The 13,377-nt window shown below is 69.9% G+C and carries 16 protein-coding genes; 3 read left to right on the top strand and 13 right to left on the bottom strand.

Annotation, left to right across the window (positions count from 1 at the left end; all coding sequences use genetic code 11):
* Window positions 1-139 precede the first annotated feature (139 nt).
* The 6 genes from ACTOQ2_RS16370 to ACTOQ2_RS16345 form a co-directional block, all read right to left on the bottom strand.
* Window positions 140-1,507, bottom strand: coding sequence for an NADH-quinone oxidoreductase subunit D (locus ACTOQ2_RS16370; protein ID WP_440067976.1), 1,368 nt, complete (start codon window positions 1,505-1,507; stop codon window positions 140-142).
* Window positions 1,504-2,190 (bottom strand): NADH-quinone oxidoreductase subunit C, encoded by a 687-nt coding sequence (locus ACTOQ2_RS16365; protein ID WP_440067974.1) that lies wholly within the window; start codon window positions 2,188-2,190, stop codon window positions 1,504-1,506. Before ACTOQ2_RS16365 ends, ACTOQ2_RS16370 begins: the two co-directional genes overlap by 4 nt.
* A complete protein-coding gene (locus tag ACTOQ2_RS16360; protein WP_030916695.1) occupies window positions 2,187-2,738 on the bottom strand; it encodes a NuoB/complex I 20 kDa subunit family protein in 552 nt (183 codons plus the stop codon). The genes ACTOQ2_RS16365 and ACTOQ2_RS16360 overlap by 4 nt, the downstream gene beginning before the upstream one ends.
* A 2-nt stretch (window positions 2,739-2,740) precedes the next feature.
* Window positions 2,741-3,100, bottom strand: coding sequence for an NADH-quinone oxidoreductase subunit A (locus ACTOQ2_RS16355; RefSeq protein ID WP_440067972.1), 360 nt, complete (start codon window positions 3,098-3,100; stop codon window positions 2,741-2,743).
* A 121-nt stretch (window positions 3,101-3,221) separates the two neighbouring features.
* Window positions 3,222-4,499: a geranylgeranyl reductase family protein gene (locus ACTOQ2_RS16350; RefSeq protein WP_362690182.1), complete on the bottom strand. Its 1,278-nt coding sequence runs from the start codon at window positions 4,497-4,499 to the stop codon at window positions 3,222-3,224.
* Window positions 4,500-4,659: 160 nt separating this feature from the next.
* The gene (locus tag ACTOQ2_RS16345) at window positions 4,660-5,385 is read right to left on the bottom strand and encodes a demethylmenaquinone methyltransferase (protein WP_440100400.1); all 726 of its coding nucleotides are present in this window, start codon (window positions 5,383-5,385) and stop codon (window positions 4,660-4,662) included.
* Between the two features lie 78 nt (window positions 5,386-5,463).
* On the opposite strand from ACTOQ2_RS16345, the gene ACTOQ2_RS16340 reads away from it, so the two are divergent.
* Window positions 5,464-6,807 (top strand): hypothetical protein, encoded by a 1,344-nt coding sequence (locus ACTOQ2_RS16340; protein ID WP_440100399.1) that lies wholly within the window; start codon window positions 5,464-5,466, stop codon window positions 6,805-6,807.
* Here the strand turns inward: ACTOQ2_RS16340 and ACTOQ2_RS16335 are convergent.
* On the bottom strand, window positions 6,791-6,988 hold the full coding sequence (locus tag ACTOQ2_RS16335) for a DUF4229 domain-containing protein (protein WP_440100398.1): 198 nt from the start codon (window positions 6,986-6,988) through the stop codon (window positions 6,791-6,793). The two genes, ACTOQ2_RS16340 and ACTOQ2_RS16335, sit on opposite strands and share 17 nt — an antisense overlap.
* A gap of 262 nt (window positions 6,989-7,250) precedes the next feature.
* Here ACTOQ2_RS16335 and ACTOQ2_RS16330 point away from each other — a divergent pair, with 262 nt between their 5' ends.
* A complete protein-coding gene (locus ACTOQ2_RS16330) occupies window positions 7,251-7,490 on the top strand; it encodes a BldC family transcriptional regulator (RefSeq protein ID WP_012887349.1) in 240 nt (79 codons plus the stop codon).
* 268 nt (window positions 7,491-7,758) lie between these two features.
* Here the strand turns inward: ACTOQ2_RS16330 and ACTOQ2_RS16325 are convergent, their stop codons facing one another.
* Both ACTOQ2_RS16325 and ACTOQ2_RS16320 read right to left on the bottom strand, forming a co-directional pair.
* Entirely contained in the window at window positions 7,759-7,998 is a 240-nt protein-coding gene (locus ACTOQ2_RS16325) for a hypothetical protein (protein ID WP_440067964.1), read from the bottom strand.
* Window positions 7,999-8,007: 9 nt separating this feature from the next.
* Entirely contained in the window at window positions 8,008-8,844 is an 837-nt protein-coding gene (locus ACTOQ2_RS16320; protein WP_440067962.1) for a hypothetical protein, read from the bottom strand.
* Between the two features lie 113 nt (window positions 8,845-8,957).
* Between ACTOQ2_RS16320 and ACTOQ2_RS16315 the strand changes: the two genes are divergently transcribed.
* Window positions 8,958-9,257 (top strand): PLD nuclease N-terminal domain-containing protein, encoded by a 300-nt coding sequence (locus ACTOQ2_RS16315; RefSeq protein WP_440100397.1) that lies wholly within the window; start codon window positions 8,958-8,960, stop codon window positions 9,255-9,257.
* Between the two features lie 238 nt (window positions 9,258-9,495).
* Here ACTOQ2_RS16315 and ccsA read toward each other — a convergent pair whose 3' ends face one another.
* From ccsA to ACTOQ2_RS16295, 4 genes are read right to left on the bottom strand one after another with little or no spacing between them, the layout of a single operon-like run.
* Window positions 9,496-10,455 (bottom strand): cytochrome c biogenesis protein CcsA, encoded by a 960-nt coding sequence (gene ccsA / locus ACTOQ2_RS16310; RefSeq protein ID WP_440100396.1) that lies wholly within the window; start codon window positions 10,453-10,455, stop codon window positions 9,496-9,498.
* Window positions 10,445-11,995 (bottom strand): cytochrome c biogenesis protein ResB, encoded by a 1,551-nt coding sequence (gene resB, locus ACTOQ2_RS16305; protein WP_440100395.1) that lies wholly within the window; start codon window positions 11,993-11,995, stop codon window positions 10,445-10,447. The genes ccsA and resB overlap by 11 nt, the downstream gene beginning before the upstream one ends.
* A gap of 35 nt (window positions 11,996-12,030) precedes the next feature.
* Window positions 12,031-12,765, bottom strand: coding sequence for a cytochrome c biogenesis CcdA family protein (locus tag ACTOQ2_RS16300; protein ID WP_440100394.1), 735 nt, complete (start codon window positions 12,763-12,765; stop codon window positions 12,031-12,033).
* A gap of 27 nt (window positions 12,766-12,792) precedes the next feature.
* A complete protein-coding gene (locus ACTOQ2_RS16295; RefSeq protein WP_440083893.1) occupies window positions 12,793-13,362 on the bottom strand; it encodes a TlpA family protein disulfide reductase in 570 nt (189 codons plus the stop codon).
* Window positions 13,363-13,377 lie beyond the last annotated feature (15 nt).

Raw genomic sequence — 13,377 nt, 5'->3', positions numbered from 1 at the left:
GCGGCCTCGTTCGAGGGCTCGCCGCCCAGGGCGGTGCTCGTCCCGAGGGCGCTCTCGCCCGTCAGGCCGGTACCCGTGCTCGCGTCGAGCCTCTCGTCCGCCGCGTTCGCCGACTGGCCGGCCGGGCCCTTGCTGGGGCTCATCGGTCGACACCTCCCATCACCGGGTCGATCGAGGCCACCGCCGAGATGACGTCGGCGACCATGCCGCCCTCACACGTCGCGGGCATGGCCTGCAGGTTCGTGAAGGACGGGTCGCGGAAGTGTACGCGGTAGGGGCGGGTTCCGCCGTCGCTGACCACGTGGGCGCCGAGCTCGCCGCGGGGCGACTCGACCGAGGCGTACGCCTGCCCGGCCGGGACCCGGAAACCCTCGGTCACCAGCTTGAAGTGGTGGATCAGCGCCTCCATGGAGCCGCTCATGATGTGCGCGATGTGGTCGGGCGAGTTGCCCAGGCCGTCGGGGCCGAGCGCGAGCTGCGCGGGCCAGCCGATCTTCTTGTCGTCGATCATCACCCGGTCGTTCTTGAGCGGCCCGGAGAGGCGGTCGAGCGCCTGCTCGATGATCTTGAGCGACTCCTCCATCTCGGCCACCCGCACCAGGTAGCGGCCGTAGACGTCGGCGGTCTTCTCCGTCGGGACGTCGAACTCGTAGGTCTCGTAGCCGCAGTAGGGCTGCGACTTGCGCAGGTCCCACGGCAGGCCCGCGGCCCGCAGCATCGGGCCGGTGACGCCCAGCGCCATGCAGCCGGTGAGGTCGAGGTAGGCGACGTCCTTGGTACGGGCCAGGTAGACCGGGTTCGCGTCGAGCATCTTGCGCATGTCCTTGATGCGCCCCGGCATGACCTTGAGCAGCTCGCCGACCTTGTCGACGGCGCCGGCGGGCAGGTCGACCGAGACGCCTCCGGGCCGGACGTAGGCCATGTTCATCCGCAGGCCGGTGATGTACTCCATCACGTCGAGCACCATCTCGCGCTCGCGGGACCCGAAGAGGAACGGCGTGGTCGCGCCCAGCTCCATGCCGAAGGTGCCGATGGCCACCATGTGCGAGGAGATCCGGGTGAGCTCCATCATCATCACGCGGATGGCCTGGGCCCGCTCGGGGATCCGGTCGGTGATGCCCAGCAGCCGCTCGACGCCCATGCAGTAGGCGGTCTCGTTGAAGATCGGCGCCAGGTAGTCCATCCGGGTGACGAACGTCGTGCCCTGGGTCCACGTCCGGTATTCGAGGTTCTTCTCGATGCCGGTGTGCAGGTAGCCGATGACCGTGCGGGCCTCGGTGACCGTCTCGCCGTCCAGGTTCAGGACCAGGCGGAGCACGCCGTGCGTGGACGGGTGCTGGGGGCCCATGTTGATGACGAGCTGCTGGTCCTGCTGGCCGGAGAGGGTCTCGACCAGTTCCGTCCAGTCGTTGCCCGAGACGGTGTAGACCTTGCCCTCGGTGGCGTCGTCGTACGCGTCGTACGGGCCGCCGATGGTCTCCTTCGTCTCCTGGTAGGGGACGCTCATGTGTAGGACCTCCTCTGGTCCGGCGCGGGGATCTCGGCGCCGCGGTACTCGACCGGGATGCCGCCGAGCGGGTAGTCCTTGCGCTGGGGGTGACCGTCCCAGTCGTCGGGCATCATGATGCGGGTCAGCGCCGGGTGCCCGTCGAAGACGATGCCGAAGAAGTCCCAGGTCTCGCGCTCGTGCCAGTCGTGGGTCGGGTACACCGAGACCGTGGAGGGGATGTGCCGGTCGTCGTCGGGGCAGGAGACCTCGACGCGCAGGCGGCGGTTGTGCGTGATCGAGCACAGGTGGATCACCGCGTGCAGCTCCTGGCCCACCAGGTGGGGGTAGTGCACGCCGGAGACGCCGAGCGAGAGCTCGAAGCGCAGGGCGGGGTCGTCGCGCAGGGTCCTGACGACGTCGAGCAGGCGCTCGCGCCTGACGTGGAAGGTCAGCTCGCCGCGGTCGACCACCACGCGCTCGACGGCGTCGCCGAGATCGCCGCCGAGGGCGCGCTCCAGCTCGTCGGCGACGGTGTCGAAGTAGCCGCCGTACGGGCGGGCGCTGGACAGCTCGGGCTTGCGCCGCACGACGAGGCGGCCGTAGCCGGAGGTGTCGCCGGTGCCCGAGGCGCCGAACATGCCCAGGTGGGCGATCGGCTCCTCCGGAACCTCGGGGAGGTTGTCAGCGGGTTCGCTCGTCATTTGGCGGTCCCCTGGTCGATCAGCGGCAGCGTCCGCAGGGCCTGCAGTTCGAGCTCGTCGATCTGCTTGGCGCGGTGCGCGCCGAACTTCGTGTTCTGGATCTTGTCGTGCAGCTTGACGATCGCGTCGATGAGCATCTCGGGCCGCGGCGGGCAGCCGGGCAGGTAGATGTCGACGGGGACGACGTGGTCGACGCCCTGCACGATCGCGTAGTTGTTGAACATGCCGCCGCTGGAGGCGCAGACGCCCATCGCGATGACCCACTTGGGCTCGGCCATCTGGTCGTAGATCTGGCGCAGCACCGGGGCCATCTTCTGCGACAGCCGTCCCGCGACGATCATCAGGTCGGCCTGGCGCGGAGACGCCGAGGCGCGCTCCATGCCGAAGCGCGCCAGGTCGTGCTTGGGACCGCCGGTGGACATCAGCTCGATGGCACAGCAGGCGAGACCGAACGTCGCCGGCCAGACGGAGTTCTTGCGCGCCCAGCCGGCCACCTGCTCGACCGTGCTGAGCATGAACCCGCTCGGAAGTTTCTCTTCAAGACCCATATCTAGTCCCAGTCCAGACCCTTGCGGCGCCACACGTACGCGTAGGCCACGAGCACGGTGACGATGAACAGCAGCATCTCGACCAACCCGAACAGCCCGAGCTGGTCGAACGCGACCGCCCACGGGTAGAGGAAGATGATCTCGATGTCGAACACGATGAACAGCATCGCGGTGACCATGTACTTCAGCGGGAAGCGGCCTCCGCCCACGGGCTGGGGCGTCGGCTCGATGCCGCATTCGTAGGCGTCGAGTTTCGCGCGGTTCCAGCGCTTGGGACCGGTGAAGGGGGCGATCGTCACCGAGAAGATCGCAAATCCCGCCGCGAGAACGGCGAGCACCAGGATGGGTGCGTACAACTCCATCGCTACGCCTCCTCTCCCATCTCCACGCGCGCCGGCGCGTAGCTCTGCGTTGTGGTGTATTTCGAAAGTCTAGGCAGGGCGATCATCGCCCCCGGTTCCAGGTGTCCGGCCCTCGTCGCTCTCATGCCGGTGGCGCCACCTTCGACAGGGCGTTGATGATGCGGTCGGACGCGTCACCCCGCCGGTCGGTGAGATTAGCAAGGAGCTTGAGCGCGAACCGCATCAGGTGGGGGTGCGGCAGCGCGTGACGCGTCGCGAAGTTCATCACACCGCGGTGCCCGATCAGCTCCACGAATCCCCTGCCGAGGGTGAAGTAACCACCGTATGCGTCTTTCAACGTCTGAGGGTAGGCGCGCAGCACGCGCTCCCGCTGCGCGGGGGTGACCCTGCCGAGCGCCTGGACGATCGTCTCGGCGGCGATGTGGCCGGTCTCCATCGCGTACGCAATGCCCTCGCCGTTGAACGGGTTGATCATCCCGCCGGCGTCGCCGACCAGCACCAGGCCCCGCGTGTAGTGCGGCTGGCGGTTGAAGGCCATCGGCAGCGCGGCGCCCCTGATGGGGGTCGTCATGTTCTCCTCGACGTAGCCCCACTCGGGGGGCATGCCCTTCACCCAGCGCTTGAGCAGGTCGCGGTAGTCCATGCCCTTGAAGGACTCGCTGGTGTTCAGCAGCCCCAGGCCCACGTTGGAGGTGCCGTCGCCGACACCGAAGATCCAGCCGTAGCCGGGCAGCAGGGTGTCGCCGTCCCACAGCTCCAGCCAGGTCTCCAGGTAGTCGTCGTCGTGGCGGGGGCTCTCGAAGTACGTCCGCACCGCGACGCCCATCGGGCGGTCCTCGCGCTTGTGCAGCCCCATCGCCAGGGAGATGCGGGTGGAGTTGCCGTCGGCGGCGACCACCAGCCGGGAACGGTAGGTGACCTCCTCGCCGTCCCGCTTGGCGACCACGCCGACGATGTGCCCGCTGCGGTCGTCGAGGACCGGGGCGGTGACGTTCACCCCCTGCAGCAGGCGGACGCCCGCCTTGACCGCGTTGGCGGCCAGGATCTCGTCGAAGTCCTGGCGGGTGCGCACCAGGCCGAAGTCGGGGAAGCTCGACAGCTCCGGCCAGTCGAGCTCGAAGCGCATCCCGCCGCCGACCACGCGCAGGCCCTTGTTGCGGACCCAGCCGGGGGCGTCGATGTCGATCCCCATCGCGATGAGCTGCTTGACCGCTCGGGGCGTCAGCCCGTCGCCGCAGACCTTCTCGCGGGGGAAGGTGGTCTTCTCGAGCAGCAGGACGTCGAGCCCGGCCTGCGCGAGGTGGAATGCGGTTGTCGAACCGGCGGGCCCGGCGCCGACGACGATGACGTCGGCGTCAGCCTCAGCGACTTTCCGCTGTGTGGCGGCTGGCACGGTCACGGGACCTGTCCTGTCCTACACGCTGTGGGGGCCTCGGGGTAAGGGGCCTTTCGTTCCTTTGTGAAGAGCTTCACAAACTTGTCGGGCCGAAGTCTAACGCCTTTGCGGGGCAAAGTGTCAGGCGGGTGTTGCCCTCGTCGCCAATCTTCCACGCGGGGCGCTACGCGGGCTTGTACGCGCGGTGCAGGGCCACGATTCCCAGGCTCAGGTTGCGCCAGGCGACCCGTTCCCAGCCCGCTCCCTGAATGATCTTCGCCAACCCCGCCTGGTCCGGCCAGGCCCTGATCGACTCCGCCAGATACTCGTAGGAGTCGTCGTTGGAACCGAAGAGCTTCGCGGCCCGCGGCATCAGCTTCATCAGGTACTGCGAGTATACGAGGTCGAAGGACCTGGGCGTCGGGTGCGAGAACTCCAGGATCACCAGCCGCGCGCCCGGCCTGGCCACCCGGTACATCTCGCGCAGCGCGCCGCCGGTGTCGTGCACGTTGCGCAGCGCCGTGGAGATCGTCACCGCGTCGAAGACGCCGTCGGCGAAGGGCAGCCGCAGCGCGTCGCCCGCGACGAAGCTGACGCCCCGCACCCCGCCCCCGGAGATGCCGGAGCCGCCCCTGCGCCTCACCCCGGTGCTCAGCATGCCGAGCGAGAAGTCGGAGGCGATGGCGCGGGCGCCCAGCGCGGTGAACGTGTCGGTCGACGTACCGGTGCCCGCGCCGAGGTCGAGGACCAGCTCGCCGGGGCCCGCGTCGACGGCCGCGGCGGTGGCCTTGCGCCACAGCCGGACCTGGCCCAGGGAGATAACGTCGTTGACGAAGTCGTACCGCCTGGCCGTGCGATCGAACATCGCGGCGACCTCGTGCGGCTGCTTGTCCAGAGAAGCGCGCGTCATGACTCCCACCCTAGGCCCGCCCCGATAATCCACGGAAAGTAGTCATTCCATCACCCAGAGCATGCTAAAAATTGTCGAATGTTTGCCAGAGCCACTTGCCTGCTGGTCGCGGTCCTGACCCTGGTCCCACCCGGGATCGCCGCCGCCGGCACCACGAAGCACAGCGGGGTCGTCTCGGCCGATCCGGCGAACACCACCCCCCACGTGCTCGACGGGATCGTCAACGCCATCGCGCTGGTGGGCGGCACTGTGGTGGTCGGCGGCTCGTTCGGCGAGGTGCGCGAGGCCGGGAGCGCGGGGGTGGCGAGAGTGCTGCCGCGCACCAACCTCTTCGCCTACGACCTGGCCACCGGCCGGATCCTGCCGGGCTTCGCGCCGCGCCTCGACCGCCCGGTCCAGGCCCTGGCGGCGGGGGTCCGCGGCACCGTCTACGCGGGCGGGCGGTTCACGAGGACCGGTGGCGCGCGGACGCGGGGCCTGGCCCTGCTCCGGCTCTCCGACGGCTCCCCGGTGTCCCGTTTCGGCGCCCAGGTCCGCGGCGGCACGGTCACCGGTCTGGCCAGGCTCGGCCGACACCTCTACGCGGGCGGCGACTTCACCCACGTCGGCCCCGTCGCCCGTACGGCACTGGCCAGGATCGACGCCGTCACCGGCGAGGCCGACCCGTCCTTCACGATCGAGCCGGGCGCGCCCAGGGGAGGCAGGACCAGGGTCCACGCGATCTCCCTCAGCCACGGCAGGCTCGCGGTCGGCGGCGACTTCACCACGCTCGGAGGCCTGCCGCGGGCCCAGCTCGGCCTGATCGCCGTCACCCCCCCGGCCGTCACCGCGCCGAACTCCACCGCGCCGGACGCCCCGTCGCCGGGTCTCCTCGCCTCACCCGCCGAGGTGGCGCCGTGGCGGACCGACGCCTACCGGGGCCGGTGCAGGGCCGACTTCCCCGGCTACGTGCGGGGCCTGGACTTCGCCCCCGACGGGAGCTATCTCGCCGTCGTCACGACCGGCGGGCCCGGGGGCCGGGACAGGATGTGCGACACCGCCGCCCGGTTCGAGACCCGCGCCCCGTCCGAGACCGGCGTGGTACGCCCGACGTGGGTGAACCACACCGGGGGTGACTCGCTGTACGCGGTGGCGGCGACGGGGGCGGCCGTCTACGTCGGCGGGCACCAGCGCTGGCTGAACAATCCGGACGGTCGCGACTCGGCGGGCCCCGGGGCGGTGGCGCGGCCGGGGATCGGCGCGATCCACCCGCGCACCGGCAGGGCCCTGGCGTGGAACCCGACGCGGGACCGCGGAATCGGGATCAAGGCATTCCTCGCGCACCCCGGCGGATTACTGGTTGGTAGTGACACAACTCGTCTTGGTCACGAGTACCATGCCCGAGTCGGCATGTTCCCGTTGCCGATCACTCCCGATTCTTAGTGATTCGCTTGCTCATCGCGTCTCTCTGCTTCGAGAGCAGGACGTAACTGGCCACACCGCTGATCAGGAATGCGACGATCAGCAGGGCCAGGGGCTCGCGCAGGCCGAGGATATAGAGCACTCCTAGAGTCACGGCCAGCAGACCGGCCCGGGACGCGGTGTAAACGATGACGGGACGCACGGTGTCAAGGCTACGTCACCTCGCCCGCGCGGTCTCGATCGCGGTGCCGCACGGGTAACTCTTCGCATCTACTGCGAGCGCTGCTAGTCTTCCCAAGAGATCTGTTTCGTAAAGAAACACCCACGAGAGTCCCAAAAAGGCTCTATCATATAACAATCGGGCAGGCAGTAGATAACAACCCGTGATCTTTGTTGAAAACCACGGATAAATCAGGCTTCGCTCGGCACACTGGTTACCTGTCCGCCCGCTGGCAGGAAGCGGGATGCGAGGGGGAGAGATTGTGGAGAGTAGCAGCGAGCGTCTGCTGACGCCCGGAGAGGTTGCCGCCCTCTTCCGGGTCGACCCAAAGACGGTTACACGCTGGGCCGCGGCAGGCCGTATCAGCAGCATCCGTACCCCCGGAGGGCACCGGCGTTTCCGCGAGTCGGAAGTGCACGCCCTTCTGCGTGGAGAGGACGTCTTGACGGCCGAACGGCCGGCAGGCGAGTCCCCGCGCGTCTGACGACTTAGGACGTCACACCATCGGTGATCCTGCGCGCCTTACCCGGAAGCCGCAGGGTCACCGTGGAGTCGTGTGAGGTACGACACGACACGGACGGTGACCTCCCCCGTCACCGGGCCACCCGCCCCGCCGGGCCCGCCGCCGCGTCCCCGCGTCCGGAACCACCCGGCGCGCCCCGGCCCTGATCTCCCCGGTGCCGGCTCTCCCGCCCGGCCCAGGCCTCCGGCCTCGAAGCCGGCCCAGGCCCCCGCCGCGGCCTCGAAGCCCCTCAGGTCTCCTGCTCGGCCTTGAAGGCCAGGAACTCCCGCTCCAGCTCGTCGTTCTCCTCCAGCCACCGCCGCCGCCGCTCGGCCCACTCCTCCTCGGTGAGTGACTCGGCCAGCCAGCGGTCGTAGTCGGGATCCCCCGGAGAGACCTCCACGTAGGCATTGCCGATCAGACGCCCGTCATCGCTGGCCAGGGTCTGCGGCACGCGCAGGGTCCCGTCAGCGAGTCTGACGACGTACATCCAGATCACCTAGATTCCGTAGCGCCGGTTGAAGAACAACATGACGTTGAGCGCCATTCGCGTGTCGCCGCCCAGCATGTCGACCAGCGCGGGGCGCTGCCGGGAGACGATCGCGGCGAAGGCGTCGGCGAAGAACTCCTTGCGGCCCAGGTCGCCCGACTGGAGATGGAACCCCGAGGCCAGCGCGGGAACACACTGGGCGTAGAGGGCGGCGAACTCCGGGGAGTCGGAGACCCAGTCGCCGTGGGGGGCGTCCACGTCGTCCAGGGCGTGCCCGACCTCGTGCATCATCACGTCGGGGGTGGGCGAGGGCCGGTCTCCCACCACGATCTTGCGGTCGCCGTACGCCCCCGCGCACACGTCCCACGTCGCCCGGCCCGAGGGAAGCGGCGCGCCGCGCAGGTATCCCATGTCGTCCAGGTCGGGCACCCCGCCCGCGCCGACGTAGATGCCGTCGAGACCGTCGGCCAGCTTGTCCTTCAGCCCGTCGGGCAGCCTCGCCAGGCTCTCCACCGCCCGTACGACCTCGGGGGGCGGTGTCTCCCGCCTCGAGTCCCACTGGCGGTGCAGGATGCGCTCCAGGCGCCCGCAGTGGCGCAGGCCGTCGCCCAGGTCCGGGGTGTCGGGGGAGTTGGGCTGTGCCCGGGGGCTCTCGTCGTCGAGCTCGAAGTCCTTCCAGGTGTACTGCGGCCGGTCGGCCACCGGGGCCGTGACCGTCCCGACCCGGCGCTCGGCCTCGCGGGGGACCTCACGCGGAGCCTCCCGCAGGGCACTCTCCGCACGCGTGGCCGGACCCCGCTGCCACCACCGCCGTCGATGGCGGCCCTTGTCGCCCGAATGTGCCATCACACCCCCTGGGGAAGTGGCAACGGGTCCACGGTACGGGGTCGGACCCTTGCCAGTCATCCGTAACGCGGAGCCGGACCGCAGCAGGCCTCACGATGGCTTACAGTTCGGGCATGCCCCTGCTTGTCGGTCTGGCGATACTCGCCTTCTGGCTTTACTGCCTGTTCGACGTCATCACCACGCCGGACGAGGAGTCCAGGAACCTGCCCAAACTTCTCTGGGTGCTCATCGTGGTGCTGATGCCGATCGCCGGGGGAGCCTTCTGGCTGCTGCTCGGCCGGCCGACCGGCCCCCGGGCGCCACGATCGCTCCTGGCCGAGGAAAGGCCGCCGCGCGCCGAGGCCCCGAAGGGCCCCGACGACGACCCCGACTTCCTCAAGGACCTCGACCGCCGCCTGCGCGACGACGACTGACCTCTCCCGACGGCGATCGACCGGCCGGTGTGGCCGTGACGACTGGGGTGACTGGTGTGGCCGGTGTTGCCGATCGGCCACCCGGCCGGGAATTCCGGTGCGAAACCCGCCGGGAATCCGGCGTGAAATCAGCGGGAACCCCGGCGTGGAAATGCGCCGGAAAATTCCGGTGTGAAAATTCGGCCCGGGGAAATCTCGGCATCGAGAATCATCGCGGTGCCGGGAATCAGCCGGGAACTCAGGGAACCTCGGCGTAGGAGTGCAGTCCCCCGAGGAAAATGTTCACTCCGACCAGGTTGAACAGCAGGCAGGCGAAGGCGACGAGCTGCACGATCATGGCCGCCTTTCCCTTCCAGCCCGCGGTGGCCCTGGCGTGCAGATACGCGGCATAGGCGATCCAGGTGATGAACGCCCAGATCTCCTTGGGGTCCCAGCCCCAGTAACGGCCCCACGCCTTGTCCGCCCAGAGCGCCCCGGCGATGACGGCGAAGGTCCAGATCGGGAAGCCGATCACGATGGCCCGGTGCGCGACCCGCTCCAGGTCCCGCCGGGACGGCAGCCGGACCGCGGTGTCCTTCCTGACCAGGTAGAGGATGCCGGAGACTCCGGCCACGATGAACAGCCCGCTGGCGACGATGGCCGCGGACACGTGGATCGCGACCCAGTACGAGTTCAGCGCGGGCACCACGGGACCGGCCTGCACGTGCAGGTACCGTACGGCGAACCCGAGCCCCAGCGCGGCCGCGACCGTGACGAACGCCCCCAGGAAGCGGACCGGGTAGCGGAGCTGCATGAACAGGAACGCGCTCACCGCCGCGAAGCACATCGCGACCACGAACTCGTACATGTTGCCCCACGGCCACCGGTCCACGGCCAGGCCTCGGGTGAGGAGGGAGGCGAGGTTGGCGGCCCAGCCGAGCCAGCTCAGCCCGACGGCCACCGGTCCCGCCCACACCGCCCAGGCGGGCGGCGCCTTCTCCACGGGACCGCCCTCGGCGGCGGAGCCGGTGCCGGCCGGGGCGGCGCCCCCGCCGACGGTGGCCAGAACGGGCCGGTCCGCACGGGCCGACGCACCCGCTGACCGGCCGAAGGCCAGGTCGAGGGCATAAGCGATCATTGCGGAGACGTAGAGCAGCACCGTCGCCAGGATGAGCTGGTCGCTCAACGTGGCGAGGCCGGCGTCGACCTCAGCGGACATCCTTCACTCCTGAATCGGGAACTCCCGGGTCCAAAACTCCTGGGTTCAAAGCGGAGACGATCTCGGTGAACTCCTCGCTGAAATCGCCACCCTCGGTGCGCGTGAGGCCACCCGCCTCGACCTCGCGGCCCTCGTGGAGCCGCACCCACACCCTGCGGCGGCGGACGGTCAGGGTGAGCACGAGACCGACGACGGCGAGGACCGAGGCCACGAGCGCGGGCATCCGGCCCGGGTCGTGGGTGATCTGCAGGGCGATCCACTCCCTGACGCCGGTGAACTCGATCGAGCCCGCGCCGTTCGGGAGCGTGAGCTTCTTGCCGACCGCCAGCGGGTCGGCCTTCATGACCAGCGGCTTCATCTTCTTCAGACTCGCCGGATCGAGCTCGTAGACCGACTGCGGCCGGCCGTCCTTCAGGCCCAGGTCACCGGCGAAGGCGCCGTACACCTGGGCGGTGGGGTTGGCGGCACCCGGGAAGACCGACACCCACTCGGCGCCCATCGGGACGGTCGTCGGCAGGAAGCCCACGAGGATGCCGAGCTGCTCGGGCTGCGCGTCCGGAACCTTGATCACGCACTCGGAGGTGAAGGTGGCGGGCTGGACGACCAGGCAGGGCACCGGCCCGTCGAAGGCGACCTGGCCCTTGCCGTCGGTGATCCTGAAGGTCGGCGCGTAGCCGTGGTCGATCAGGTAACTCAGCGTGCCGTTGACGTCCAGCGGCTCGTTGACCTTCAGGACGTAGTCGCGCGGGGCGGCGCCCGGGGCGTCCTCGACCTTGAGCCTGGCCTCGTAGTCGAGGGCCTGCCCGGCCTTCTCGCCCTTGGCGATGTAGGTCGCCTGGAAGTCGTCGACGGTGAAGGAGAACGGCTCCAGCGACTCGGCGTTCACCTGCTGGCCGGGCATGTAGCGGTCGTAGGCGGCGACCGTGTTGGCGAACCCCTCGCCCTCCACGACCAGCACGTTGCCCCGGTAGCCGTACAGCGCCCCGGCCCCGACCGCGACCAGCAGGCCGAGCAGGGCCACGTGGAACAGCAGGTTGCCGGTCTCGCGCAGGTAGCCCTTCTCCCCGGCGACCCAGCCGGGCCCCGTGGTCACCCGGAACCGCCTGGCGCGCAGCCTCTTGGCGACCTCCTCGACGGTCAGGTCGGCCTCGAAGGAGGCGTGCTGCGGCAGCCTGCTCAGGTTGCGCGGCGCGGCGGGCGGCTTCCTGCGCAGCTCCCGCAGGTGGGTCGCGGTGCGGGGGAGCACACAGCCGATCAGGGACACGAACAGCAGAAGGTAGATCGCGGCGAACCAGGGCGCCCGGAACACGTCGAACAGCCAGAACCTGTCCAGCCACTCGGCCAGCTGGGGGCTGTCCTCGAAGTACTGGAAGACCTTGGCGTCGGAGACGCCACGCTGCGGCCAGATCGAGCCGGGGATGGAGCCCAGGGCGAACAGGAACAGCAGGATCAGTGCGGTCCGCATCGAGGTGAGCGTCCGCCAGAACCAGCGCGCCCACCCCACGACCCCGAAGCCCGTGGGCCGCCGCGTCTCGCTCACCGCTCGCTCTCCCGTCCTCGGGTCGACGGACACCATCAGATCACCGGCTCGAATCCGCCGACCCAGCCCTGCGTCATCGCGACGAGCTGCTCCCAGAGCCCGGTGACGAGCAGCACGCCGACGACGACCAGCATGACGCCGCCCGCCCGCGTGATCAGCTGCGAGTGCCGGCGCACCGCCTTGAACGTCCTCAGCGCCCTGCTGTACGCCAGCCCTGCCGCCACGAACGGCAGGCCGAGGCCGAGCGCGTACGCGAAGGCGAGTATCGCGCCGCGACCGGCGCTGCCCTCGTTCAGGCCGAGGGTGAGCACGACCCCGAGGGTGGGGCCGATGCAGGGGGTCCAGCCCAGGCCGAACACCAGGCCGAGCAGGGGTGCCCCGGCCAGGCCGGCGGCCGGGAGCCGGTGGATGCGGAAGTCGCGCTGCAGACCCGGGACGACCCCCATGAACGCCAGGCCGAGCACGATCGTGAGGGCGCCCAGCACCCGAGTGATGATCGCGGCGTTGCCGAACAGGGCCGCGCCGAGGCCGCCGAAGAGCGCTCCCCCGGCCACGAACACGGTCGCGAAGCCCAGGACGAACAGCACGATGCCCGCGACCATGCGCCCCCGCCTGGGGTCGGCGCTCATGCCGGTCACGTACGACAGGTAGCCGGGGACCAGCGGCAGCACGCACGGCGACAGGAACGACACCAGCCCGGCCGCGACCGCGATCGGCAGCGCCAGCGCCAGCGAGCCGCTCGCGACGGTGCCCACGAGGTCGGCGTTCATCGCGGGCCCGGCCGTCGCCCGGAGCCGTTATCCCTCATCGCGGACCTTGGTCACGGCGGCGAGGAGGTCGCTGTACTTGACCGCGCCCAGGGCCCTGGCGGCGATCCGGCCCTGGCGGTCGATGATCAGGGTGGAGGGGATGGCGGCGGGCGGGACCGTGCCCTGGAAGGAGAGCGCGACCTTGCCCGGCTGGTCGAAGATGCTCGGGTAACCGGACTGGTGGCTGCGCTCGAACGCGAGCGCGTCGGCCTTGCGGTCCTTGAAGTCGATGCCGAGGAACTCCACGCCGTCGGCCTTCGTCTTCGCGGAGATGTCCTTGAGCACCGGCGCCTCGGCCCGGCAGGGCGCGCACCAGGAGGCCCAGAAGTTGAGCACCACGATCTTGCCCTTGTGGGCCGCGAGGGTCGCGGTGCCCCCGTCGAGGGTCTCCCCCTCCACCTTCGGGGCGACCTTGCGGTCCGCGGCCTGGAACAGGGTGATCTTGCCGTCACCGGCCACGAAGCGGGTGTCGCCGGTCTGCGGCTGCGATCCCTGGGTTCCGGCGCATCCGGCCACGGCGACGAGCAGCGCGGCGGCGGCGAAGGATTGTGCGCGCATGGGTGACGGAGGCTC

It is taken from the genome of Streptosporangium sp. H16, from assembly GCF_051918855.1.
Lineage (GTDB): Bacteria > Actinomycetota > Actinomycetes > Streptosporangiales > Streptosporangiaceae > Streptosporangium.
Note: the sequence above shows the minus strand (reverse complement) of the source record. Positions and strands in the feature narration are given on the sequence as shown.